This window comes from Pseudomonas saponiphila, from assembly GCF_900105185.1.
GTDB classification, from domain to species: Bacteria; Pseudomonadota; Gammaproteobacteria; order Pseudomonadales; family Pseudomonadaceae; genus Aquipseudomonas; species Aquipseudomonas saponiphila.
In genome coordinates this window covers 1,616,269-1,639,389 of sequence record NZ_FNTJ01000001.1, presented here as the reverse complement: position 1 = coordinate 1,639,389, position 23,121 = coordinate 1,616,269, and the positions used below count along the sequence as shown (strand labels likewise).

At 61.5% G+C, this 23,121-nt stretch carries 22 protein-coding genes and 4 tRNA genes; 8 read left to right on the top strand and 18 right to left on the bottom strand.

Annotated elements, in window-relative coordinates; genetic code table 11:
• Window positions 1–112: 112 nt before the first annotated feature.
• The 4 genes from BLV47_RS07870 to BLV47_RS07855 form a co-directional block, all read right to left on the bottom strand.
• A tRNA-Asp gene (locus BLV47_RS07870) sits at window positions 113–189 on the bottom strand.
• A gap of 19 nt (window positions 190–208) precedes the next feature.
• A tRNA-Val gene (locus tag BLV47_RS07865) sits at window positions 209–284 on the bottom strand.
• A gap of 187 nt (window positions 285–471) precedes the next feature.
• A tRNA-Asp gene (locus tag BLV47_RS07860) sits at window positions 472–548 on the bottom strand.
• A 19-nt stretch (window positions 549–567) separates the two neighbouring features.
• A tRNA-Val gene (locus tag BLV47_RS07855) sits at window positions 568–643 on the bottom strand.
• A gap of 160 nt (window positions 644–803) precedes the next feature.
• Between BLV47_RS07855 and rdgC the strand changes: the two genes are divergently transcribed.
• The 3 genes from rdgC to sugE all read left to right on the top strand — a co-directional run bounded on the left by rdgC (window position 804) and on the right by sugE (window position 3,200).
• Window positions 804–1,724 (top strand): recombination-associated protein RdgC, encoded by a 921-nt coding sequence (rdgC, locus tag BLV47_RS07850; RefSeq protein ID WP_092311830.1) that lies wholly within the window; start codon window positions 804–806, stop codon window positions 1,722–1,724.
• A gap of 74 nt (window positions 1,725–1,798) precedes the next feature.
• Window positions 1,799–2,764, top strand: coding sequence for a bile acid:sodium symporter family protein (locus BLV47_RS07845; protein WP_092311827.1), 966 nt, complete (start codon window positions 1,799–1,801; stop codon window positions 2,762–2,764).
• 118 nt (window positions 2,765–2,882) lie between these two features.
• Window positions 2,883–3,200 carry a quaternary ammonium compound efflux SMR transporter SugE gene (gene sugE, locus BLV47_RS07840; protein ID WP_016967450.1) on the top strand — a complete coding sequence of 106 codons (318 nt, stop codon included), beginning with the start codon at window positions 2,883–2,885 and terminating at the stop codon, window positions 3,198–3,200.
• 62 nt (window positions 3,201–3,262) lie between these two features.
• Here the strand turns inward: sugE and BLV47_RS07835 are convergent, their stop codons facing one another.
• The 4 genes from BLV47_RS07835 to BLV47_RS07820 all read right to left on the bottom strand — a co-directional run bounded on the left by BLV47_RS07835 (window position 3,263) and on the right by BLV47_RS07820 (window position 8,252).
• Entirely contained in the window at window positions 3,263–5,137 is a 1,875-nt protein-coding gene (locus tag BLV47_RS07835) for an MFS transporter (protein WP_092311824.1), read from the bottom strand.
• A gap of 83 nt (window positions 5,138–5,220) precedes the next feature.
• Window positions 5,221–6,372, bottom strand: a complete 1,152-nt coding sequence (locus tag BLV47_RS07830) for a TDT family transporter (protein ID WP_092311821.1) — start codon at window positions 6,370–6,372, stop codon at window positions 5,221–5,223.
• 106 nt (window positions 6,373–6,478) lie between these two features.
• Window positions 6,479–6,790: a cupin domain-containing protein gene (locus tag BLV47_RS07825; protein WP_060840523.1), complete on the bottom strand. Its 312-nt coding sequence runs from the start codon at window positions 6,788–6,790 to the stop codon at window positions 6,479–6,481.
• Window positions 6,791–7,049: 259 nt separating this feature from the next.
• Window positions 7,050–8,252 (bottom strand): MFS transporter, encoded by a 1,203-nt coding sequence (locus BLV47_RS07820; RefSeq protein WP_092311818.1) that lies wholly within the window; start codon window positions 8,250–8,252, stop codon window positions 7,050–7,052.
• A gap of 92 nt (window positions 8,253–8,344) precedes the next feature.
• On the opposite strand from BLV47_RS07820, the gene BLV47_RS07815 reads away from it, so the two are divergent.
• Complete coding sequence (locus BLV47_RS07815; protein WP_092311815.1) at window positions 8,345–8,890, top strand: TetR/AcrR family transcriptional regulator; 546 nt, start codon at window positions 8,345–8,347, stop codon at window positions 8,888–8,890.
• 133 nt (window positions 8,891–9,023) lie between these two features.
• Window positions 9,024–12,497, top strand: coding sequence for a hybrid sensor histidine kinase/response regulator (locus BLV47_RS07810; RefSeq protein WP_092311812.1), 3,474 nt, complete (start codon window positions 9,024–9,026; stop codon window positions 12,495–12,497).
• Between the two features lie 12 nt (window positions 12,498–12,509).
• Here the strand turns inward: BLV47_RS07810 and BLV47_RS07805 are convergent, their stop codons facing one another.
• Window positions 12,510–13,877: a DNA recombination protein RmuC gene (locus tag BLV47_RS07805; RefSeq protein ID WP_167365687.1), complete on the bottom strand. Its 1,368-nt coding sequence runs from the start codon at window positions 13,875–13,877 to the stop codon at window positions 12,510–12,512.
• Window positions 13,878–14,052: 175 nt separating this feature from the next.
• Window positions 14,053–14,376 carry an SEL1-like repeat protein gene (locus BLV47_RS07800; RefSeq protein WP_082729289.1) on the bottom strand — a complete coding sequence of 108 codons (324 nt, stop codon included), beginning with the start codon at window positions 14,374–14,376 and terminating at the stop codon, window positions 14,053–14,055.
• A gap of 880 nt (window positions 14,377–15,256) precedes the next feature.
• Here BLV47_RS07800 and BLV47_RS07795 point away from each other — a divergent pair.
• The 3 genes from BLV47_RS07795 (at window position 15,257) to BLV47_RS07785 (ending at window position 17,666) form a co-directional block, all read left to right on the top strand.
• On the top strand, window positions 15,257–15,481 hold the full coding sequence (locus tag BLV47_RS07795) for a hypothetical protein (protein WP_016967457.1): 225 nt from the start codon (window positions 15,257–15,259) through the stop codon (window positions 15,479–15,481).
• Window positions 15,482–15,752: 271 nt separating this feature from the next.
• A complete protein-coding gene (locus BLV47_RS07790) occupies window positions 15,753–16,235 on the top strand; it encodes a hypothetical protein (RefSeq protein ID WP_092311806.1) in 483 nt (160 codons plus the stop codon).
• A gap of 144 nt (window positions 16,236–16,379) precedes the next feature.
• Window positions 16,380–17,666 (top strand): OmpP1/FadL family transporter, encoded by a 1,287-nt coding sequence (locus BLV47_RS07785; protein ID WP_092311803.1) that lies wholly within the window; start codon window positions 16,380–16,382, stop codon window positions 17,664–17,666.
• 87 nt (window positions 17,667–17,753) lie between these two features.
• Here BLV47_RS07785 and BLV47_RS07780 read toward each other — a convergent pair whose 3' ends face one another.
• The 8 genes from BLV47_RS07780 to cobU form a co-directional block, all read right to left on the bottom strand.
• Window positions 17,754–18,305, bottom strand: coding sequence for a glutathione peroxidase (locus tag BLV47_RS07780; RefSeq protein WP_092311800.1), 552 nt, complete (start codon window positions 18,303–18,305; stop codon window positions 17,754–17,756).
• Between the two features lie 55 nt (window positions 18,306–18,360).
• The gene (locus BLV47_RS36705; protein WP_279626600.1) at window positions 18,361–18,483 is read right to left on the bottom strand and encodes a hypothetical protein; all 123 of its coding nucleotides are present in this window, start codon (window positions 18,481–18,483) and stop codon (window positions 18,361–18,363) included.
• Window positions 18,480–19,682: an MFS transporter gene (locus BLV47_RS07775; protein WP_092311797.1), complete on the bottom strand. Its 1,203-nt coding sequence runs from the start codon at window positions 19,680–19,682 to the stop codon at window positions 18,480–18,482. Before BLV47_RS07775 ends, BLV47_RS36705 begins: the two co-directional genes overlap by 4 nt.
• A 52-nt stretch (window positions 19,683–19,734) precedes the next feature.
• The gene (locus tag BLV47_RS07770) at window positions 19,735–20,139 is read right to left on the bottom strand and encodes a MarR family winged helix-turn-helix transcriptional regulator (protein WP_016965798.1); all 405 of its coding nucleotides are present in this window, start codon (window positions 20,137–20,139) and stop codon (window positions 19,735–19,737) included.
• Window positions 20,140–20,209: 70 nt separating this feature from the next.
• The gene (locus tag BLV47_RS07765; RefSeq protein ID WP_092311794.1) at window positions 20,210–20,941 is read right to left on the bottom strand and encodes an adenosylcobinamide-GDP ribazoletransferase; all 732 of its coding nucleotides are present in this window, start codon (window positions 20,939–20,941) and stop codon (window positions 20,210–20,212) included.
• A gap of 1 nt (window position 20,942) precedes the next feature.
• Window positions 20,943–21,515 (bottom strand): alpha-ribazole phosphatase family protein, encoded by a 573-nt coding sequence (gene cobC / locus BLV47_RS07760; RefSeq protein ID WP_092311791.1) that lies wholly within the window; start codon window positions 21,513–21,515, stop codon window positions 20,943–20,945.
• Window positions 21,512–22,567 carry a nicotinate-nucleotide--dimethylbenzimidazole phosphoribosyltransferase gene (gene cobT / locus BLV47_RS07755; protein ID WP_092311788.1) on the bottom strand — a complete coding sequence of 352 codons (1,056 nt, stop codon included), beginning with the start codon at window positions 22,565–22,567 and terminating at the stop codon, window positions 21,512–21,514. Before cobT ends, cobC begins: the two co-directional genes overlap by 4 nt.
• On the bottom strand, window positions 22,564–23,085 hold the full coding sequence (gene cobU / locus BLV47_RS07750) for a bifunctional adenosylcobinamide kinase/adenosylcobinamide-phosphate guanylyltransferase (protein ID WP_092311785.1): 522 nt from the start codon (window positions 23,083–23,085) through the stop codon (window positions 22,564–22,566). The genes cobT and cobU overlap by 4 nt, the downstream gene beginning before the upstream one ends.
• Between the last annotated feature and the right edge of the window lie 36 nt (window positions 23,086–23,121).

The window sequence follows — 23,121 nt, the reverse complement described above, 5'->3', positions numbered from 1 at the left end:
GCCGCTTTTTTTCGCACAGGATCTGAACCAAGCCGAATCCCAGACAGCAAAAAGCCCGCGTTAGCGGGCTTTCTGTGGTGACCTGGCGTTCAGTGTTCCAGGTTACCGAATATGGCGCAGCGGACGGGACTCGAACCCGCGACCCCCGGCGTGACAGGCCGGTATTCTAACCGACTGAACTACCGCTGCGCGTAGCGTTGAAAGTAAGTGGTGGGTGATGACGGGATCGAACCGCCGACATTCTGCTTGTAAGGCAGACGCTCTCCCAGCTGAGCTAATCACCCTTTACCTTCGTTGCGGGGCGCATTATGCCACAGAAATTCGTAAAGTGTTGATTTAATTAATAATTTTATTAAAAAAACCAAATTTCCGTGAACAGCAACGCAACCCACATAACTCTTTACAGCAAAAAGCCCGCGCTAGCGGGCTTTCCGTGGTGACCTGGCGTTCAGTGTTCCAGGTTACCGAATATGGCGCAGCGGACGGGACTCGAACCCGCGACCCCCGGCGTGACAGGCCGGTATTCTAACCGACTGAACTACCGCTGCGCGTAACACTGAATGCGAATGGTGGGTGATGACGGGATCGAACCGCCGACATTCTGCTTGTAAGGCAGACGCTCTCCCAGCTGAGCTAATCACCCTTCACGTTCGGTGTGGCGCGCATTCTACGGAGCAGTCCGTACTCTGGCAAGCACTTTTTATAATAATTTTTTCAGGCCTTCCAAAGGCTTAGCGAAGGGTTGGCCTGAGCAGCAGCGAAGAGAATAATGCCCTCCTTTGTATAAAGGAGAGATTCACCCCATGTGGTTCAAAAACCTGCTGATCTATCGCCTGACCCAAGATCTGCCTTTTGATGCTGAGGCGCTGGAAACTGCACTGGCGACCAAACTGGCGCGCCCCTGTGCAAGCCAGGAGTTGACCACTTACGGTTTCGTCGCCCCTTTCGGCAAAGGTGAAGACGCCCCGCTGGTTCACGTCAGCCAGGACTTCATGCTGGTGGCCGCACGCAAGGAAGAACGCATCCTGCCTGGCAGCGTGGTGCGCGACGCGGTGAAGGAAAAGGTCGAAGAGATCGAAGCCGAACAGATGCGCAAGGTCTATAAGAAGGAGCGCGACCAGATCAAGGATGAAATCATCCAGGCCTTCCTGCCCCGCGCCTTTATCCGTCGCTCTTCGACCTTCGCCGCCATCGCCCCGAAACAGGGCCTGATCCTGGTCAACTCGGCAAGTCCCAAGCGCGCCGAAGACCTGCTCTCCACCTTGCGCGAAGTCCTCGGCACCCTGCCAGTACGTCCGCTGACCGTGAAGATCGCCCCGAGCGCAATCATGACCGACTGGGTCAAGACGCAGAAAGCCGCCGACGACTTCTTCGTGCTCGACGAATGCGAGCTGCGCGACACCCACGAGGACGGCGGCATTGTGCGCTGCAAGCGCCAGGACCTGACCGGCGAGGAAATCCAGCTGCACCTGAGCACCGGCAAGGTGGTCACTCAACTGGCCCTGGCCTGGCAGGACAAGCTGTCCTTCATGCTCGACGACAAGATGGTGGTCAAGCGCCTGAAGTTCGAAGACCTGCTGCAGGACCAGGCGGAACAGGACGGTGGTGATGAAGCCCTCGGCCAGCAGGACGCCAGCTTCACCCTGATGATGCTGACCTTCGGCGACTTCCTCCCGGCGCTGTTCGAAGCCCTGGGCGGCGAGGAGATTCCGCAAGGTATCTGACGCCTTGTCCGGATAGCCGCTCGCACCAGACGCCACCGCCCTCGGTGGCGTTTTCACATAAAAAGGAACAGGTCATGCGCGCACTGGCTGCACTCAGCCGCTTTGTCGGCAACACCTTCGCTTACTGGGTACTGATCTTCGCCATCCTGGCATTCTTCCAGCCCGGCTGGTTCATCGACCTCAAGGGCGCCATTGTGCCGCTACTGGGCTTGGTGATGTTCGGCATGGGGCTAACCCTGAAACTCGAAGACTTCGCCGAAGTGGCGCGTCATCCCTGGCGGGTGGCCCTGGGGGTAGTGGCGCATTTCGTGATCATGCCAGGCGTGGCCTGGGCCCTCTGTCAGGTATTTCACCTGCCGGCGGAAATCGCCGTTGGAGTGATTCTCGTCGGCTGCTGCCCAAGCGGCACCTCCTCCAACGTCATGACCTGGCTGGCCCGAGGCGATCTGGCTCTGTCGGTAGCGATTGCCGCGGTGACCACCCTGTTCGCCCCGCTGTTGACCCCGGCACTGATCTGGTTGCTGGCCTCGGCCTGGTTGCCGGTGTCGTTCATGGAGTTGTTCTGGTCGATCCTGCAGGTGGTGCTGCTACCGATCGCGCTCGGCGTCCTGGCCCAACGTCTGCTGGGCCAGCGGGTGCAGCACGCGGTAGAGGTGCTGCCGTTGGTTTCGGTGGTGAGCATCGTCATCATCGTCACCGCCGTGGTGGCGGCCAGCCAAGGGAAAATCGCCGAATCCGGGCTGCTGATCATGGCAGTGGTGATGCTGCACAACAGCTTCGGCTATTTACTGGGCTACTTCACCGGCCGAGTCTTCAAACTGCCCCTGGCACAACGCAAATCCCTTGCACTCGAGGTCGGCATGCAGAACTCCGGCCTGGGGGCGGCCCTGGCCAGCGCCCATTTTTCGCCCCTGGCGGCCGTGCCCAGCGCCCTGTTCAGTGTCTGGCACAATATTTCCGGTGCGCTGCTCTCTACCTACTTGCGCCGCATGAATGATGAAAACGAGCAAAAACTGGAAACACAACAGCTCAGTGACTGAGCGGAAAAACTGATCGCCCAAACAGAATTGGGCAGTATACTGCGCACCGCGAGGACGACCTCGCCACTCGATCGAGTGATTAATTCTGGGGACGACCCCGTCCACCGATGAGGTCAGCATGTCCTGGATCATTTTGTTGTTTGCCGGTTTGTTCGAAGTAGGCTGGGCCGTCGGCCTGAAGTACACCGACGGTTTCAGCCGTCCGTTGCCCACCGCCCTGACCATCCTCGCCATGGCCATCAGCCTGGGCCTGCTCGGCCTGGCCATGAAGGAACTGCCCCTGGGCACCGCCTACGCCATCTGGACCGGAGTGGGTGCCATCGGCACGGTCATCGCCGGGATCATCCTGTTCGGCGAATCCATGGCCCTGGTGCGCCTGGCCAGCGTGGCGCTGATCATCGCCGGCCTGGTGGGCTTGAAGGTCAGCGCCAGCTGATCGCCACCGCGCAGCAATGAAAACGCCCGCAGCAATGCGGGCGTTTTTGTATCCGGCAGAAACTAGCGCCGTGATCCGCGCAATTGCGCCACCAGGGTCTGCAAGTGCGCCGGCTCCGCCGTTTCCATCGCCACTGCAGGCCCGGCCACCAGGGTCACTCGTGACCAGATGCGATGAAAGAAGCCCTTGCTCGGATCGCGGCTGAAGAAGCTGCCCCACAAGCCTTGCAGGGCCATGGGAATCACCGGCACCGGGGTTTCTTCGAGAATCCGTGTCAACCCGCCCTTGAACTCATTGATCTCGCCATCGGCCGTCAGCTTGCCCTCGGGAAAAATGCACACCAACTCACCGTCGCGCAGGTACTGGGCAATCCGTTTGAAGGCCTTTTCGTAGATCTCCAGATCCTCATGCCGTGCAGCGATAGGAATGGTCCCAGCGGTGCGGAAGATAAAGTTCAGCACTGGCAGGTTGTAGATCTTGTAATACATCACGAAGCGAATCGGCCGGCGCACCGCGCCGCCAATCAACAAGGCATCGACGAACGACACGTGGTTGCACACCAGCAACGCCGCCCCTTCATCGGGAATCTGCTCCAGGTTGCGATGCTCGACACGGTACATGGAATGGCTGAGCAGCCAGATCATGAAGCGCATGCTGAATTCCGGCACCACTTTGAAGATGTAGACGTTGACCGCGATATTGAGCAGCGACACCACCAGGAACAGATGAGGAATGGTCAGTTCGACCATGCTCAGCATGACGATGGAAACCAGCGCCGAAACCACCATGAACAGCGCATTGAGAATGTTGTTGGCGGCGATCACCCGAGCCCGTTCGTTCTCCGGTGTGCGCGACTGGATCAGCGCATACAACGGCACTATATAGAAGCCACCGAAGACCCCCAGGCCCAGAACGTCGAACAGCACCCACCAGGCGTGGGCAAAGCCCAGGACTTCAAGCCAGCCATGTCCGCTGGCACTCTGCGGAATGCCGCCGGAATGCCACCACAGCAACAGGCCGAACACGGTCAGGCCAAAAGAGCCGAACGGCACCAGACCGATCTCGACCTTGCGCCCCGAAAGCTTCTCGCACAGCATCGACCCCACCGCGATACCCACCGAGAACACGGTAAGAATCAGGGTCACCACCGTCTCGTCACCGTGCATCCATTCCTTGGCATAGGCCGGAATCTGGGTCAGATAGATCGCCCCGACAAACCAGAACCAGGAGTTGCCGACAATGGAACGCGACACCGCAGGGGTCTGCCCCAGGCCCAGGCGCAGAGTGGCCCAGGACTGGCTGAAGATGTTCCAGTTCAAACGCAGGTCCGGGGTCGCAGCGGCTGCCCGGGGAATCGCCCGGCTGGCCAGGTAGCCGAGCACCGCGACACCGATCATGGCGCTGGAGACAATCGGCGCGTAATGCGCCGACGACATCATGATTCCGGCACCAATGGTGCCTGCCAGGATCGCCAGAAAAGTGCCCATTTCCACCAGGCCGTTGCCACCCACCAACTCCTCCTCGTGCAGGGCCTGGGGCAGGATCGAGTACTTCACCGGGCCGAACAGCGCCGAGTGAGTGCCCATGGCGAACAACGCCACCAGCATCAACGACAGGTGATCGAAGGCAAAGCCCACCGCTCCCACCACCATGATCGCGATCTCCCCGAGCTTGATCAGGCGGATCAATGCATCCTTGGCGAACTTCTCGCCAAACTGTCCGGCAAGGGCGGAAAACAGAAAGAACGGCAGGATGAACAGCAAGGCACAGAGGTTGACCCAGATCGACCGGTCACCCTCGATGCTCAACTTGTACAGAATGGCCAGGATCAGCGACTGCTTGAAGATGTTGTCGTTGAACGCGCCAAGGGATTGCGTGATGAAAAACGGCAGGAACCGCCGCTTGCGAAGCAAGGTGAACTGCGAAGGGTGACTCATCGTCCATGTCCCTGAGTGGCGTGGATACTGTTATTGGAATGTCGAATATCGATCCAGGCCACAACCTTACCTATCTTTACCGATTATTTCCGTAACCCCGCTATGCACGGTGAGACAAACAACTCTCCTTTATAGGCGCCCTGCAGCGTGCGCTTGGCTACGATCAGCCACATCACCGCCAGCGCCACCACCAGCACCGCGCCAAACACGCTGAAAAAGCCCAGGTGCAAGGTGCTGCCCAGTTTCAGAGTGGCCAGCGAATACACCCCCAACGGGAAGGTAAAGCCCCACCAGCCGAGGTTGAAGGGAATGCCCTCGCGCAGGTAACGGCGGGTGATCAGCACGGCCATCAACATCCACCACAGGCCGAAACCCCATAAGGTCAGGCCCGCCACCAGCCCCAGGCCGGCGGCAATCTCGCCCACGCCGGGCAAACCATTGGCAGCAAAGATCGCCGGCGCGTCGCCGCCCAGTACCAGCATGCCCAAGGCACCGGTGCCGATCGGCCCCAGGGCCAGCCAGCTGGAGGCCGCCATGCTTTCGTGGGGCAATTTGTGCAAGGCCATGCGCAGTAGCAGGATGGTCAGGATGCTGAAGGCCACCGGCAGCGAGAAAGCCCACAACACGTAACTGGTATTAAGCACCACCCATTGGGCATGGGCATCCACCAGATGCGGCGCCAGCAAGCCACCGCTGGCCGCTGCCACTTCGGCCGCCACCACCGGCAGCAACCAGACGGCGGTCATCTGATCGATGCTGTGCTCCTGCCGGGTGAACATCATGTAGGGGATCAACACCCCGCAAGCCAGGGACATGGCCACATCCAGCCACCACAACACTTGTGCCAGATGCACCGCCGCCTCACCCCAGCGTGGAATGCCGAACAGCAGCAAGCCATTGATGAGGGTCGCCAGCCCCATGGGAATGGTGCCGAAAAACATCGATACCGTTGAATGAGCAAAGATTCGCCGCGCCTCATCGAAGAACAGCACCCAGCGCGCGGTGTACATCGCGGTAAAGAGCAAAAACAGGATGATGGTCAACCACCAGAAGCCTTCGGCCACCTGATGCAGGCCCGGCACCGGAGCCGGCCATTGGGCCAGCGCCAGGGCCAGGACTCCGGTGCCCATGGTGGCGGCGAACCAGTTGGGCGTGAACTGACGAATGGCTTCGCGTGGGTGTTGCAGATGACTCAAGGGCCGGCGGCCGGTTTTGATGCTATGGGTGCATGGCATGGCGTGTCTCCTGTCCTCTGATGAGGTGGAGTCCATGGTAGAACCGAATCGAATATCTATATAACGTGTAATTTCTCTATCTGTTATCTATTTTACAGATATAAGACTAGACACTGCCCGCGGACTCAATCACCAACACCCTGGCAACACCCTGAGGATGAGCCACATGCTCGGTCCCCAGGTCGGCATAAAAAATATCACCCACCTCCAGCAGCACCGACTGCTCCAGCCCTTCAAGGCGATAGCGCATCTGCACCTGGCCACCCAGCACCACGAATACCTCCTCACCGTCATTGACGTGCCAGCGGTAGGGCTGGTCAGTCCAGTGCAGGCGCGTGGTGATACCGTTCATGTTGGCGATGTCCAGGGCCGCCCAGGCCCGTTCACCGGTAAAGTCAGCGCTGCGAATGACCTTCATGCCGACCTCCCTGGCGCCCAGGATTCCGAGCGACCCGAGTGGCGGCCCGTTACCGGCAAGGTGAAACACCAGCCATGCGGCAACCGGTCGAACAACCGACGATCAGGCTCAGGGGACATAAGGCACTCCATGGCAAAGGGAACAGGCGCCCATAGTGAACGTGAGCAGCCCTTTCGCCAACCGACGCCCATGCGCTCAATCGCCAGGACAAACCGGTCCATGGACCATCAACCCTACTGCAGGGCAATCGAGTATTTGCTCAGGCTCCCGGCGCCGTGCAGGACTGCAGGGGACGCCGCACCAGCACCAGGAGCGCGCCGAGGGACAACAGGATCAGCAGCGCACCGTAACCATCGGTGGTGGCAATCAGGCCGAAGCGACGGGTGAGGTTTCCCGCCAGCAAGGCCGGCAGGCAGAACGCCAGGTAACTCAAGACATAAAACGCCGACATCAGCCCCGCGCGCTCATGGGGCAAGGCCAGCGGCACCACGCTGCGCAACGCGCCAAGAAAACCGGCGCCAAAGCCACTGCCCAGCACCAGGGTGCCGACGAAAAACGCTATCAGGCTGGCACTGTGCACGGCGCCGAGCAGCAGCATCACCCCCAGCGCCAGCAACCCGGCCCCCAAGCGCAGGACCTTGTCGGCCGGACGCTGGCGCAAGGAAAAGATCATCACCGCGCCACTGAGGGTCAATACCGCCACCATGGCCCCGCCGATCAGGTTCGAAGTGGAGCCGGTGGCGGCGCGAACCAGCGACGGCGCCAGGGACAGATAGAACCCCCCCACCGCCCACACCGCCACATCCACCGGCAACGCCAGCCATAATGCCCGCCGTGCTTGCGGCGGCACATGCAGCGTCGGGCGCAGCGAGGCCCAGGCGCCGGGCTGCGCGCTGACACTTTCCGGCAAGCGCCAGACATACAGGGCCTGAACGCAGAATACCGCCAACAGCAGCCAGTAACTGAGCTGCAGCGGCAGGGGCGCGAACTCCACCAGCAGGCTGGCCCCCATAGCGCCGCAGGCCATGCCCAGCAAGGGCGCCACACTGTTGACCAAAGGGCCCTGGCGACGATCGACATCCAGCAGCGCGGCACCAAGCACACTGGTGGCCATGCCGGTGGCAAAGCCCTGAATCACGCGCGCGGCAATCAGCCATTGCACCCCGCTTTGATTGATGAACAGCAGCATCGCCAGGCAATTGAGCAGCAGAGCGACGAAAATCACCGGCCGACGCCCCAGGTAATCCGACAGCGAACCCACGGTCAACAGCGCCGCCAACAGGCTCAGGGCGTAAACCCCGAACACCAGGGTCAACACCGCCGGAGAAAAATGCAGGGACTCCTGATACAGGTGATACAGCGGTGTCGGCACGCTGGACGCCGCCAGGAAACTCAACAGGGTAACGGCCAGAAACACCAGACTGCGACGGCTGGCCCCACAAGCATTGATTGCACCGGACATGAGCACGCTCCACTAAAGCTAATATTTTGCTTTTGCGCAGTGTGCTACCGGCCTGAGCTTAAAGCAAATTCTTTGTGTTAAGGTTCGACCCCATGGCCATTAAAGAAGCTTTACGCCCTGGCGGCCGCAGCGCCCGGGTTCAGGAATCGATCCATACGGCAGTCCGCGAACTCCTTGAAGAACAGGAGCGCTCGACCCTGACCGTGCCGCAGATTGCCACCCGCGCCGGCGTCACCCCGTCGACCATCTATCGGCGCTGGGGCGACCTCTCGGCGCTGCTGGCCGATGTCGCCCTGGCGCGCATGCGTCCGGACAGCGAACCGGCGAACACCGGCAGCCTGCGAGGCGACCTGCGCGCCTGGGCCGAGCAGTACCTGGATGAAATGAGCTCGGAACCCGGGCGCAACATGATGCGCGACGTGCAAAGTAGCGCCACGCCAGGCTATTGCGTGACGATCCTCAGCGCGCAATTGCAGACAATCCTCGAACGCTATCGGGACAGTGAAGAACCCCTGCCGGACATCGACCGCCTGCTGAACCTGATCGTGGCCCCGACGGTGTTCCGCATCCTGTTCTCCGCCACCCCGCTGTCGGTACCGGAACTGCACGCCCTGATCGAACTGGCCCTCCTGCCCTAGCCTGCAGAAACGGCGGCCCGGCCCTGCGACATCAGACCGCGCTGATACCTTGGTCGACACTGACGCCAACCACACATCGTGCCAGACTACCTGGCCGGGCTGAGGTGCCCGGTGTCTTTGCTCCGGAGTTTCCATGTCGTTGTCCAGCGGGCTGATCGCCGCCGTTGCCCTGGCCTATATGGCCGTCATGTTCGCCATCGCTTTCTACGGCGATCGTCGCAGCACGCCCCTGCCGCCGCGGGTCAGGGCCTGGGTATACAGCCTGTCGCTGGCCGTCTACTGCACCAGCTGGACCTTCTTCGGCGCCGTCGGCCAGGCCGCCGAGCAGCTCTGGGCCTTCCTGCCGATCTACCTGGGCCCGATCCTGCTGCTGGTACTCGCGCCCTGGGTGCTGCAGAAGATGGTGATGATCAGCAAGCAGGAGAACATCACCTCGATTGCCGACTTCATTGCCGCGCGCTACGGCAAATCCCAATCCCTGGCGGTGGTGGTGGCCCTGATCTGCCTGGTGGGCGTGCTGCCCTACATCGCCCTGCAGCTCAAGGGCATCGTCCTCGGCGTCAACCTGTTGATCGGCGCCGGGGCCGACGCCATGGGCACCCGGGCCCAGGATACGGCGCTGATCGTGTCGCTGATCCTGGCACTGTTCACCATCGTCTTCGGCACCCGCAACCTGGATGCCACCGAGCACCACCGCGGCATGGTGCTGGCGATTGCCTTCGAGTCACTGGTCAAGCTGTTCGCCTTTCTCGCCGTGGGCGCCTTTGTCACCTTCGGTCTGTATGACGGCTTCGACGACCTGTTCAACCAGGCCATGCTGGCGCCGCGCCTGGAGCAATACTGGAAGGAAACCATCAACTGGCCATCGATGGTGGTCCAGACCGGGGTGGCGATGATGGCGATCATCTGCCTGCCACGGCAGTTCCACGTCACCGTGGTGGAGAACATCGAACCCCAGGACCTGCGCCTGGCCAAATGGGTGTTCCCGGCCTACCTGGCACTGGCGGCGCTGTTTGTGGTGCCCATTGCCCTGGCCGGACAGATGCTCCTGCCCAGCAGTGTGCTGCCGGACTCGTTCGTCATCAGTCTGCCCCTGGCCCAGGCCCATCCGGCCCTGGCCCTGCTGGCGTTCATCGGTGGCGCTTCGGCCGCCACCGGCATGGTGATCGTGGCCAGCGTGGCGCTGTCGACCATGGTTTCCAACGACATGCTGCTGCCCTGGCTGCTGCGCCACAAGAATGCCGAGCGGCCCTTTGAAGTGTTCCGCCACTGGATGCTCTCGGTGCGCCGGGTCAGCATCGTGGTCATCCTGCTGCTGGCCTATGTCAGCTATCGCCTGCTGGGCTCCACCGCGAGCCTGGCGACCATTGGCCAGATCGCCTTTGCCGCGGTGACCCAACTGGCACCGGCCATGCTCGGCGCGCTGTACTGGAAGCAGGCCAACCGTCGTGGGGTGTTCGCCGGGCTCGCCGCCGGCACCTTCATCTGGTTCTACACCCTGGTCCTGCCCATCGCCGCCCACAGCCTGGGCTGGTCCCTGAGCAGTTTCCCCGGCCTGGCCTGGCTGCACGGCAACCCGCTGAACCTGCCGATCACGCCCCTGACCCAGGGCGTGGTGCTGTCCCTGGCCGGCAACTTCACCCTGTTCGCCTGGGTTTCGGTGCTGTCACGTACTCGGGTTTCCGAACACTGGCAGGCCGGACGCTTCATCGGCCAGGAAATCAGCGGCCGCCTCAGCTCGCGCTCCATGCTGGCGGTGCAAATCGATGACCTGCTGAAGCTTGCCGCACGCTTTGTCGGCGAGGAGCGTGCCCGCCAGAGCTTCATTCGCTTCGCCTATCGCCAGGGCAAAGGCTTCAACCCGAATCAAAACGCCGACGGCGAGTGGATCGCCCACACCGAACGCCTGCTCGCCGGTGTTCTTGGCGCCTCCTCGACCCGTGCGGTGGTCAAGGCCGCCATCGAAGGCCGGGAGATGCAGCTCGAAGACGTGGTGCGCATCGCCGACGAAGCCTCGGAAGTCCTGCAGTTCAACCGCGCCCTGCTGCAAGGGGCGATCGAAAACATCACCCAGGGCATCAGCGTGGTGGACCAATCGCTGAAACTGGTGGCCTGGAACCGTCGCTACCTGGAGCTGTTCGACTACCCCGACGGCCTGATCAGCGTCGGCCGGCCGATTGCCGACATCATTCGCCACAACGCCGAACGCGGCCTGTGCGGCCCGGGGGAAGCGGAAGTCCATGTCGCCCGGCGCCTGCACTGGATGCGCCAGGGACGGGCCCATACGTCCGAGCGCCTGTTCCCCAACGGCCGGGTCATCGAGCTGATCGGCAATCCGATGCCCGGCGGCGGCTTCGTCATGAGCTTCACCGACATCACCCCCTTCCGCGAGGCCGAGCAGGCCCTCACCGAAGCCAACGAAGGCCTGGAGCAACGGGTGGCGGAACGCACCCATGAACTGTCCCAGCTCAACGCCGCGCTGACCGAAGCCAAGGGCACGGCGGAAGCCGCCAACCAGTCCAAGACCCGTTTCTTAGCTGCCGTCAGCCACGACCTGATGCAACCCCTGAACGCTGCACGACTGTTCTCCGCCGCCCTCTCGCATCAGGACGACGGGCTCTCGCCCGAAGCCCAGCAACTGGTGCAGCACCTGGACAGCTCGTTGCGCTCGGCGGAAGACCTGATCAGCGACCTGCTGGACATCTCGCGCCTGGAGAACGGCAAGATCACCCCTGAACGCAAGCCTTTCGCGCTTAATGAGCTGTTTGACACCCTGGGGGCGGAATTCAAGGCACTGGCCCAGGAGCAGAACCTGCAATTTCGCGTGCGCGGCAGTCGCTTGCGGATCGACAGTGACAGCAAACTCTTGCGTCGGGTCCTGCAGAACTTCCTTACCAACGCCTTCCGCTACGCCAAGGGACCGGTACTGCTGGGGGTACGCCGTCGCGGCGACTCATTGAGCCTGGAAGTCTGGGACCGTGGACCGGGCATCCCGCAGGACAAGCAGCAGGTGATCTTCGAGGAGTTCAAGCGCCTGGACAGTCACCAGACCCGCGCCGAAAAAGGCCTGGGCCTGGGCCTGGCGATTGCCGACGGCCTGTGCCGAGTGCTCGGCCACCCTCTGCAGGTACGCTCCTGGCCCGGCCGGGGCAGCGTCTTCAGTGTCAGCGTGCCCCTGGCCCGCAGCAGCGCAATTGCCCCGGGCAAGACCGCCGAGCTCAACGGCCAGTCGCTCAATGGCGGGCAAGTGCTCTGCGTGGACAATGAAGACAGCATTCTGATCGGCATGAACAGCCTGTTGACGCGCTGGGGCTGTCAGGTCTGGACCGCGCGCAACCGCGAGGAGTGCGCGGCGCTGCTCAAGGAGGGCATCCGTCCGCAATTGGCGCTGGTGGACTACCACCTGGACGATGGCGAAACCGGCACCGACGTCATGGCCTGGCTACGCACTCAGCTGGGGGAGCCGGTGCCTGGCGTGGTGATCAGTGCCGATGGACGTCCAGAGATGGTCGCCCAGGTGCACGCGGCGGGGCTGGATTATCTGGCCAAGCCGGTTAAACCGGCCGCCTTGCGCGCCCTGTTGAGCCGGCATCTGCCACTGGGCTGAGCCTGTGGCGAATTACTCCGGCAACTCCAGTTCGCGCCCTTCGGCATCAGTCATGGCGCGCTCCAGCAAATCGCTCGGCAGGCTCTTGCTGGCCCGGGCGCCCAGCAACTTGAGCTGCTCACTGCGGCTGACCAGGTTGCCCCGGCCCTCGGTCAGCTTGTTGCGCGCCGCCGAATAGGCCTTGTCCAACTGCTGCAGGCGATTGCCGACTTCATCCAGGTCCTGGATAAACAACACGAACTTGTCATACAGCCAGCCTGCACGTTCGGCGATTTCCCGGGCGTTCTGACTCTGGCGCTCCTGTTTCCACAGGCTGTCGATCACCCGCAGCGTGGCCAGCAAGGTGGTCGGGCTGACGATCACGATGTGCCGGTCGAAGGCTTCCTGAAACAGGTTGGGTTCGGCCTGCAGGGCAGCGGAAAAGGCCGCCTCAATGGGCACGAACAGCAGCACGAAATCGAGGCTGTGCAGCCCTTCAAGGCGCTTGTAGTCCTTGCCGGCCAGGCCTTTGACGTGATTGCGCAAAGACAGCACATGCTGCTTCAGGGCCGCCTGGGCAATCTGCGGATCATCGCTGCCGACATACTGCTGATAGGCGGTGAGGCTGACTTTGGAGTCCACCACCACCTGCTTGTCACCCGGCAGCATGATCAGCACATCAGGCTGGAAACGTTCGCCGTCCGGCCCCTTGAGGCTGACCTGGGTCTGGTACTCGCGCCCTTTCTCCAGACCGGCATGCTCCAGGACTCGCTCAAGAATCAGTTCGCCCCAGTTGCCCTGGGTCTTCTGGCCCTTGAGGGCGCGAGTCAGGTTGGTGGCCTCATCGCTCAGGCGCAGGTTCAGTTGCTGCAGGCGCTCCAGTTCCTTGGCCAGGGAAAATCGCTCGCGAGCCTCGGCCTGATAGCTTTCCTCGACCCGTTTCTCGAACGATTGAATGCGCTCCTTGAGCGGGTCCAGCAACTGTCCGAGGCGCTGCTGGCTGGTTTCGGCGAAACGCTGTTCGCGCTCGTCGAAAATCTTGCCCGCCAACTCGGCAAACTGGGCCCGCAGTTCGTCCCGGGAACCCTGCAAATCGGTCAGGCGCTGCTGGTGGCTTTCCTGTTGCTCGCGCAGTTCGGCGTGCAACGAAGCGGCCTGGGCGTCCAGACGACGCAGTTCATTCTCTTTGGCTGCCCGCTCAAGGTTCCAGGCGTGGGCCGCATCACGAGCGTTATCGCGCTCGATCTGCAAAAGCTCCACTTCACGCCGCAAGGCGGCCAGGTCCGCTTGCTTGAGGGCGTTGGCCTGACTCAGATCACTGACTTCATCGCGGCAGGCATCCAACTGCGCGGCCAGGCCTTCCTGGGCCAGTTGGGCAGTGGCCAGCCGCTCTTCCAGCAGCGACAGCTCGCTTTGACTGGAACTGGCGCGCCGCTGCAGCTGCCAGGCCAACATCAGTAGCGGCAACGCCGCCCCCGCCAGGCCGAGCAGCAGGCTGGTCAAGTCCATAGCCATAGCGATTCCTGTCATCGAAATAAGAAATGAAGGTTAACCAAGCCACCGGAGGTTGGACAGTTCAGTCTTCGATCCGACCCAGCTCAAGTTGTGCACGGCGGTCGCCGGCACGCGCGGCCTGGCGCAATAGATCGTGCCCGATACGGCGGTCCCGGGCGTTGCCGCACTCGCGGCACATCAACTGCCCCAGGCGACTCTGCGCCGCTACCACGCCATCACGCGCAGGTTGCTTGAGCAAGCGCCCGGCAAAGTACTTGACGTTGGTGTTGTGCCCCAGGCGTGGGCTGTCCAGCAGCCACAGGGCAACCCGCAGGGAAAAGCGCTTGGGCTCGGTAACACTGGCAGGGGTAGCGGTAACAGAGGGTGATACTGAGCGAAACTTCATAAAGCACTGTGGGGGCAGATCGGAAGGCGCGCCACTCTACTCCTTTTTTCGCTCGGGTAAAGACCAAAAGAGCCAGCATGCCCGTGCTAGAGCAAGCGCTTGGGACAATCCACAGAAGCTGTGGATAACTCAGTGGACAACCCCTCCACAACCCTCCCAAAGCCCCATGAGACGGGCTCTGCAGTCAAACTGACGATTTTTTCACCAGTAAAAAAAGACGATGTTTATCATTGACTTAAATTCTCGAGACAGGCTATGGGAGCCGCCCCGGCGAAGGTGACAACCCGGTGACATGTGGCGCAACAAGTGTGCACAACCCTGCGCAAATTCACCGCGGAAATGCACCACTTTCGTACACTCCACCGTATCGGAGGTGACACAGGCGTCACACCGTAACGTCGCTGCCCCAAGGAGTATTTTTTCCTAGCACACTTGCATTCCTGCCTTCAACCCAATAGACTTCGCCCCGTTAGTACCAAGCTGAAAGTCAATTCTGGTCGAACAAGTCCCGCCGACACCTCTCGTAACGAGAACAACGTCGAATATCAAGGACCGACCACCTCGCTGGTTTCCAGGTAATTATCAAACTGACGCTGCCGTTGAAACGAAATCAAAGGCCGGCCCAAGTTGCTTACTCTGACCGAACCAACCTGCAAATTGATCAGGATCGCCACCCTGGGCACAGAACCTTTGCCCTTGTTGTGTTGCCTGCCCTCCTAAGTACCTACCTGCCAGCCCTAGCGCAACCTTATTAAAGCGCTGCAACTGGCTGCTTTGTTCCAGTCGGGTTCTTCGTCTGACCAATGGTGGTCGACGTTACTGGAACGTTTTAACGTTGCACGGTTCTTAACCGTGTCATTTGTAGGAACACCTAATAATTATGTCTACTCAACTCCAGACTCAGGATGCCATTCGCACCCTAACCCACGCTTTTGCTCCGTTGAACTGCCTGATCATGGCCACTCGCAAAGGCTGCTTCAGCTTCACCCTGGTCAACGAACACGGCATCGCTCGTCACAGCGAACGCCTGTATCCCGATCAATACTCCAGCGCCGAACCGCTGCAGGCCGTGATCGAGCGTACTCGCCAGGCCCTGGTGGCCTGATACGCCAGAGCGCTGAAAACCCAAGAGCCTCGCCTGATCGCGGGGCTTTTTATTGCCTGTAATTTGCCAATGCACGCCTCCAGCCAAAGTGCCAATAGATATAAGGTTTATAACAAGAGCTCGGAAATGTTTTAAAAACAGGCCTTTACAACATAGATATGACACTACACTTCAAGTCAGGCGGCCCGCGCCGCTTCCGGCAAACCTGATCCCTTCATTGCTGCCAAGCACCTTCGGGTTTCGCCGGCCACCTTCACCCCTCGAGGGCATTATGGGTATCGCCGCCAGCGAGTTGTGCCGCTATGTCATTCGCCCAACGCTGATGTATCTGGGCAGTCATAGCAAAACCGCTGAAGCCTTGTTGCTGGGCATTGCCGCCAGTCAGTCGGCGCTAGGCTCGGCACTGCACGATCGCCGCGGCCACGGCCTGTATCGCATCACTGAAGTGCGCCACCAGGCCCTCTGGGATCACTACCTGGCACTGGACCCGGAACGGGCCAGCCTGGTGAGAGGACTGGCCAGCCAACATGCATTCCTCGCCGGACCGCACCTGGAACTGACCGTCAATCTGCGTTACGCCACCGCGATCGCCTGGTTGCTGGTGGAACAACAACACACCCCGCTCCCCGCAGCCGACGATCTGCTCGGCATGGCCCATATCTGGAGGAAGACCTTTCAACCACAAGGACGTTTGAGAGATTTCGCCTGCGCCTGGCAAACCTGCGTTTCGCCGTTGAGCCAAGTCGCCTGCTGACACCGGCTTTTACAAAATCGGAGAAAAAAGCCGATTTTGGTCGGATTGTCCTACAAAACACCAGAAAATCTACTGATTTAGCCTATAGCGCCATAGCCGAAATGTTGGTAATTTTCGCCACGGTGATCACCAGGAGTTCTAATAATGAAAAAAGTCATGCTCAAATCCACCATCAGTCTCGCCGTCGCACTTGCCTCTACCCAGCTATTTGCCAGCGGCTTTGCTCTTAACGAACAAAGCATTAGCGGCATGGGTACTGGTTTCGCGGGGCGCTCTTCCGCTGCCGATGATGCAAGCACTGTATTTGGTAACCCAGCCGGCATGTCTCGCCTCAAACGCCAGCAAGTAACTGGCGGTATGGCTGCTATCGATGCATCCACCGACCTTAAGGACACCAGCGGCAGCCGTAGAGGCACCAACAAGGGCGACATGGTGCCCTTCACCTCCGTCCCCATGGGCTTCTACGTCAAACCAATCGATGACCAATGGGCATTCGGCCTGGGCGTTTATGCGCCGTTTGGTTTGATAACCGATTATGAAAGCAACTTTCAGGGACGTAACTTCGGCAGTAAGAGCGAAGTTAAAGTCGTAACCTTCCAGCCAACGGTCAGCTACGCCTTCAACGATAAAGTCTCCATCGGCTTTGGCCCGACCATCAACCGGATTTCTGGTGTGCTGGAATCGGCGCTGACCACTCCCGCCTCGCCTAATGACGGCCGGGTCCAGATCAAAGGCGACGACGTTGGTTACGGCTACAACATCGGGGTTCTGGTCCAGGCGACCGATACCACTCGTGTCGGCCTGACCTACCACTCCAAAGTGAACTACAAACTGGAAGGCCATACCGAAGTCACCCCGGGAGCCGGTACCAACCCGCTTCTTTTGAAAAGCAATCGTTATGACGCTTCCCTGAAGATCGAAACTCCAGAGTCCTATGACCTTTCGGTCACCCAGGAGCTGAACGATGCCTGGAAGCTCTATGCCGGTACCACTTGGACCCGCTGGAGCCGCCTGAAGGACATCACCGTCAACAACGAAGGCGTAACTGCCTCCTCCGGCGGCGCTCTGGCCCCTGTACTGAACCTTGGCACCATCAAGGAAGAGCAGAACTGGCACGACACTTGGGCTTACGCCATCGGCACCTCGTATCAGCTGAACAAACAGTGGACCTTGCGTACCGGTCTGACCTTTGACCAAGCGCCGACCAACAACACCGACCGCTCGCCTCGCATCCCTACCGGCGACCGGACCATCTTCAGCCTGGGTGCTGGCTGGAGCCCAACAGAAGACCTGACCATCGACGTGGCCTACTCCTACCTCAAGGAAGAGAAAGTCAACGTCAACCGCAAAAACGCACTCGGCCAGACCTACAACGCCGAGTACGAGAACAGCGCAAACGGTTTTGGCGTAGGTGCAACCTACCGCTTCTAATCGTTCCGAGGCCTGCGCCTCCAGAGCTGAATGAAAAAGCCCTGCCTCTCACGAGGCAGGGCTTTTTCAATTACCGGTACTGAATGCTCAAGACTTCGACGCCAACGCCTTCTCCACCGCCTCCAGGAATTCCGGATTATCCGGCTTGGTCAGGCTGGAAAAACTGGCAATCACATTGCCCTGCCGATCCACCACGTACTTGTAGAAATTCCACTTCGGCGCGCTGCTCTGCTGCGCCAGTACCTTGAACAGGTGCACCGCATCCGCCCCCAGAACCTTCTGTGGCTCGGTCATGGTGAAAGTCACGCCATAGTTGACGTAGCAGACCTTGGCCGTCTCGGCCCCATCCTTGGACTCCTGCTTGAAGTCGTTGGACGGCACGCCCACCACCTCCAGCCCCTGCTCCTTGTAACGCTGATACAGCGCTTCAAGGCCTTTGAACTGCGGAGCGAACCCACAGAAGCTCGCGGTATTGACCACCACCAGCGGCTTGCCGGCGAAGCGCTGACACAGATCGATGGACTCTTTGGCGTGCAACTTGGGCACAGATCCCTCCAGCAACGCCGGACAATCCGCCGCCCAGGCCGACCCGGCAAACAGTGTGAGCAATGCCGGAACCACAAACCAGCGCTTAGCCATGTTCAGTGTCCTTCAATAGTCGTCGGATACCGACGTTACTCGCCCCTGCGCCCACCTAGCAAGCACCCATGCCCAACTGCATCAGCGCCAGTCCGCCGCGATGCCAGCCCCACCAGGCCAGCCACAACAGCAGAATGCCGACGCCCAGCCCGGCACTCCACCCCAGCCATGACTTCACGCTGCACTCGCCTGCAAGCGCGCCACCGGCCGCTCGCGCACCGGCCAATTGAGCGCCGCGGCCAACAGACTGAGAAGAATCGCCACCTGCCAGATCAAGTCGTAACTCCCGGTACGGTCATACACCACGCCCCCCAGCCAACCGCCAAGAAAGGAGCCCAGCTGATGGAACAGAAACACGATGCCGCCAAGCATGGAGAGGTTCCTGACCCCGAACAGGGTCGCGACCGTGCCATTGGTCAAGGGCACGGTGGACAGCCAGAGAAAGCCCATGGCCATGCCGAACAGGTAGGCGCTGGTCTGGGTCACCGGCAGCCACAGGAACAGGCCGATCACCACCGCTCGCAACAGGTACAGACCGGTCAACAGCCGCGGCTTGGACATCCGTCCACCCAACCAGCCCGCCGTGTAAGTACCAAAGATGTTGAACAAGCCAATCAGCGCCAGCACCGTGGTTCCAACGGTTGCCGGTAGATGCTGATCCACCAGATAGGCCGGCAGATGTACACCGATGAACACCACCTGGAAACCACAGACAAAGAAGCCGAACGCCAGCAACCAGAACCCCGAGTGAGAGCAGGCTTCACGCAGGGCCTCGCCCAGGCTCTGTTCATGCCCCAGCACCGGCAGCGGCTTGTCCTTGAGCATGCCGACCAGCGGCACGATCAGCGCCACCAGCAGCCCCAGCACCAGCAACGCCGTCGACCAGCCGAGCCAGCCGATCAGCCCCAGGGTTCCCGGGAGCATGGCGAATTGACCAAAGGAGCCTGCGGCACTGGCGATCCCCATGCCCATGCTGCGCTTTTCCGGCGGCAAGGCACGACCGACCACCCCGAGAATCACCGAGAAGGAGGTTCCGGACAAACCGATGCCAATCAGCAACCCGGCACTCAGGGACAGGCTCAGAGCCGAATCCGAAAGCCCCATGAACACCAAGCCCACCGCGTACAACACACCACCGATCAACACCACCTTGGCAGCCCCAAAGCGGTCGGCCAGGGCTCCGGTAAAAGGCTGGGCCAATCCCCAGATCAGGTTCTGCAGGGCAATGGCAAAGGCGAACACCTCACGTCCCCAACCGAACTGCGCACTCATGGGCGGCAGAAACAGGCCAAAACCGTGCCGCACGCCCAGGGACAGCGCCAGGATCAATGCACTGCCGAGGAGGACCCAACCGCTGGTGCGCCACATCGATGACATTTTTATTCTCCAGTTACGGGTATATACCCGCTTATGATCGAACGAAGCGGCATCAGGCCAGTTCGTTCAGCAAGGCCAACAAGGTTTCACGCTTCTGCGCGCCCAGGCGATCGATCAGCCGCTGCTGAGCCGCCTCCCAGGCCGGCAAGGCCGCCGCCAGTCGCTCGTGCCCCGCCTCGGTCAGTTGCACCAGGCGATTGCGCTGATCGTCACCTTCCAGCAAGCGAACCAGACCGGCCGCCTCCAGCACCCGCACATTGCGTCCCAGAGTACTGCGATCCAGGCCCATGGCCTCCGCCAGGCTGGAAATGCTCGGCTGATCGAGACGCAGCAGATTGTTCAGCAAGGAATACTGGGCGACGTTAATCCCGAAGCCATCCAGGGCGCCGTCGTAATACCTGCTGACGCCACGCGCGGCACGACGCAGATTGGTGCACAAACACTGAGAGGGAAGCATGGTGCGTGTATATACCCGCGATTAACTCAAGGCAAGAATTTTCAACTCAATCGGCAAATCCGGATCTGCCTCAAAATGCCACCACCGCCAGCAGCACGGTCACTTCCAGCAACTCCAGCAACGCCCCGGCGGTGTCTCCGGTGGTGCCGCCCAACCGCCGCATCATCAAGTGTCGTAGCCAGACAAACAGCAACAGCGCCAGCAACAGTGCCCAGAGTCCGCTGTAACCCCCCACCAGCCAACACCCCAGCAGGCTCACGCCCAGCACCTGGCGCCCGGCCAGCCGCGGCAGGTGATCGGCCAGGGCCTGCCCCAGGCCGCCAGCGCGAACATAGGGCGTGCAGAGGAACAATCCGAGCAGCGCCGCGCGCCCGATCAGCGGTGCCAGCAACAAGGCGAACGCCTGCTGCTGCTCGATCAGCGCCACCAGAGCGGCGAACTTGAGCAGCAACACCAGCACCAGAGTCACCACCGCGATCGGTCCGCTGCGCGGGTCCTTCATGATGCTCAAGGTGCGCTCGCGGTCGCCAAAGCCCCCCAGCCAGGCATCGGCGCTGTCGGCCAGCCCGTCCAGGTGCAGGCCACCGCTGAGCAGGACCCAGGCAGCCAGCAGCAGCGCCGCATGCAGCAGCAGCGGCGTTCCCGCAAGCAGCGCATTCAACCCCCACAGCAACAGCCCAAACAACAGCCCTACCAGCGGATAGAACAACAACGAGCGCCCCAGCTCTTGGGGTTCCGGCATGCCCGGCAAGCGCACCGGCAAACTGCTAAGAAACTGCAAGGCAATCCAGAACGGCAACATCTCAGCCCTCCTCGCTCAGCAGACCCGGGGCGACTTTCAAGCGGAACAACGCGCCATGACTGACTTCGACACTCAACAACTGCTCCCGGGGCAGCCCCCGCGCACGAGCCAGCAACAGGCGCATGACCCCGCCATGACTGATCAACAGCACCCGCTGCCCGGCCCACGACTGGTACAGGCCATCAATGGCCCCCAGCACCCGCCGGGAAAAGTCCGCCACCGGCTCTCCCTGGGGCGGTGTAAAGCTGTAGGGATCAGCCCAGAAACGTCCCAGGTCCTCAGCCTCGGTATCCATCAGCGCCGCCGCGCTGCGCCCTTCCCAGGCGCCAAAATGCAGCTCCCGCAGATCGGGCGCCAGACTCAGGGGCAGCCCCAGCCGGGCGGCCAGTTGCTCGGCAAACCGCGAACAGCGCTGCAACGGCGAACTGACGATCCGATCCCAGGGCCCGCGTCCCTGAACCCCATCGCGCATCTGTTGCCAACCACGCTCCGTCAGGGCGTCATCCAGACTGCCGCGCAGGCCGCCGCCCAGTTCGGTTTCCCCGTGGCGCAACAGGTCCAGGCGCAAGGTCATGCCGGGCGATCCGCCACCGCCGCCTCGGCGAAGGTCGCCATCTGCCCGTGCAGATCGCAGGCCAGACGCAGCAATGGCACCGCCAGCGCCGCACCGCTGCCCTCTCCCAGACGCAAGCCCAGGTCCAGCAGCGGCTCGGCCTCAAGGGCCTGCAACACATAGCGGTGTCCCGGCTCCGCCCCCTGATGGGCAAACAGCAGCCAAGGACGACAGGCCGGATTCAGCCGCACCGCCACCAGCGCCGCGACGCTACAGATAAAGCCATCCACCAGCACTGCGATGCCTTCCTGGGCACACGCCAGATAGGCGCCCACCAGCGCCGCCACTTCAAACCCGCCCAGGTTGAACAGGGTTTGCAGGGCATCGCCACGGCAGGCGGCATGCCGTGCCAGGGCCCGCTCGATCACTTGAGCCTTGTGGCTGACGCCGGCGGCATTCAGGCCGGTGCCCGGACCGGCCAATTGCGCCACCGGGATATCCAGCAAGGCACAGGCAATGGCGCTGGCCGCCGTGGTGTTGCCAATGCCCATCTCACCGCCGATAAACAGCTGGGCTCCCTCGGCGCGGGCCCGCAACACGCTGTCGCGCCCGGCCTGCAGGGCCTGCTCGCCCTGAGCCGGAGTCATGGCCGGTCCCTGGACAAAATTTTGCGTACCCGCTCCCAGGTTCAGGTGGCGCACTCCCGGCAGGTTCAAGCCGGACGCCACCGTTCCCAGGTCCACCACTTCCAGTTGCGCCCCCAATTGCCGCGCCAGCACGCTGATCGCCGCCCCGCCACTGACAAAGTTCAGCAGCATCTGCCCGGTGACCTCTTGCGGATAGGCCGACACTCCTTCGCCAACCACCCCGTGATCACCGGCGAAGATCGCGATCCACAGCCGCTCCAGGCCAGGCTTGAGGCGCCCCTGCAAACCGGCCAGGCGCACCGCCAAAGGCTCCAGCTGGCCGAGCGAGCCGGCCGGCTTGGTCAGTTGCTGCTGTCGCGCCAATGCTTGCTCGACCATCTGCGCATCGATCGCCTTGCATGGATTCAGCCACCAGGAGTTACTCATAACGCAGTTCCTTTCAAAGTCAGGGGCAGGCCGGCCACCGTCAGCACCACACGCTGACAGCGCTCGGCCAGAGCTTGATGCAGCCAACCGGCTTCATCCACGTAACGGCGAGTCAACTCGCCCAGCGGCACGACACCCATTCCGGTTTCGTTGCTGACAAAAATGATCGTTCCAGGCAGACCGGGCAGGCACTGCAACAAGGCGTCGCGCTCGGCCAGCAGACGCTCCTGGTCGTCCAGCATCAACAGGTTGGTCAGCCACAGGGTCAGGCAATCCACCAGCAGGCAATGCCCGGGGGCCGAGGCTTGCTGCAGCACCCGGGCCAGCTCCAGAGGCTCTTCGATCAAGCCCCAATGACTCGGACGGCGCTCGCGATGATGGACGATACGCTGGTTCATCTCGCCATCCAGGGGCTGGCTGGTGGCGATGTAGGTGACCGCCAGGGCGCTGTCGGTGGCGAGTTGTTCCGCCAGGCGACTCTTGCCGGAACGGGCGCCGCCGAGAATCAGTTGCAGCATGCTTGAGCACCTTTGAAATGAATGTTCATCGCAGTT

Bases quoted from the DNA above. Each gene is read 5' to 3' on its own strand.
- cobC (WP_092311791.1), bottom strand. From the start codon at position 21,515: ATGACCTTGCGCCTGGACCTGTTGCGCCACGGGGAAACCGAACTGGGC.
- cobT (WP_092311788.1), bottom strand. From the start codon at position 22,567: ATGAGTAACTCCTGGTGGCTGAATCCATGCAAGGCGATCGATGCGCAG.
- BLV47_RS07780 (WP_092311800.1), bottom strand. From the start codon at position 18,305: ATGGCTAAGCGCTGGTTTGTGGTTCCGGCATTGCTCACACTGTTTGCC.
- BLV47_RS07845 (WP_092311827.1), top strand. From the start codon at position 1,799: ATGCGCGCACTGGCTGCACTCAGCCGCTTTGTCGGCAACACCTTCGCT.
- cobU (WP_092311785.1), bottom strand. From the start codon at position 23,085: ATGCTGCAACTGATTCTCGGCGGCGCCCGTTCCGGCAAGAGTCGCCTG.
- BLV47_RS07820 (WP_092311818.1), bottom strand. From the start codon at position 8,252: ATGTCCGGTGCAATCAATGCTTGTGGGGCCAGCCGTCGCAGTCTGGTG.
- BLV47_RS07790 (WP_092311806.1), top strand. From the start codon at position 15,753: ATGGGTATCGCCGCCAGCGAGTTGTGCCGCTATGTCATTCGCCCAACG.
- BLV47_RS07830 (WP_092311821.1), bottom strand. From the start codon at position 6,372: ATGCCATGCACCCATAGCATCAAAACCGGCCGCCGGCCCTTGAGTCAT.
- BLV47_RS07765 (WP_092311794.1), bottom strand. From the start codon at position 20,941: ATGTTGCCGTTCTGGATTGCCTTGCAGTTTCTTAGCAGTTTGCCGGTG.
- sugE (WP_016967450.1), top strand. From the start codon at position 2,883: ATGTCCTGGATCATTTTGTTGTTTGCCGGTTTGTTCGAAGTAGGCTGG.
- BLV47_RS07800 (WP_082729289.1), bottom strand. From the start codon at position 14,376: ATGAAGTTTCGCTCAGTATCACCCTCTGTTACCGCTACCCCTGCCAGT.
- BLV47_RS07810 (WP_092311812.1), top strand. From the start codon at position 9,024: ATGTCGTTGTCCAGCGGGCTGATCGCCGCCGTTGCCCTGGCCTATATG.
- rdgC (WP_092311830.1), top strand. From the start codon at position 804: ATGTGGTTCAAAAACCTGCTGATCTATCGCCTGACCCAAGATCTGCCT.
- BLV47_RS07815 (WP_092311815.1), top strand. From the start codon at position 8,345: ATGGCCATTAAAGAAGCTTTACGCCCTGGCGGCCGCAGCGCCCGGGTT.
- BLV47_RS07770 (WP_016965798.1), bottom strand. From the start codon at position 20,139: ATGCTTCCCTCTCAGTGTTTGTGCACCAATCTGCGTCGTGCCGCGCGT.
- BLV47_RS07825 (WP_060840523.1), bottom strand. From the start codon at position 6,790: ATGAAGGTCATTCGCAGCGCTGACTTTACCGGTGAACGGGCCTGGGCG.
- BLV47_RS07785 (WP_092311803.1), top strand. From the start codon at position 16,380: ATGAAAAAAGTCATGCTCAAATCCACCATCAGTCTCGCCGTCGCACTT.
- BLV47_RS07775 (WP_092311797.1), bottom strand. From the start codon at position 19,682: ATGTCATCGATGTGGCGCACCAGCGGTTGGGTCCTCCTCGGCAGTGCA.
- BLV47_RS07835 (WP_092311824.1), bottom strand. From the start codon at position 5,137: ATGAGTCACCCTTCGCAGTTCACCTTGCTTCGCAAGCGGCGGTTCCTG.
- BLV47_RS07795 (WP_016967457.1), top strand. From the start codon at position 15,257: ATGTCTACTCAACTCCAGACTCAGGATGCCATTCGCACCCTAACCCAC.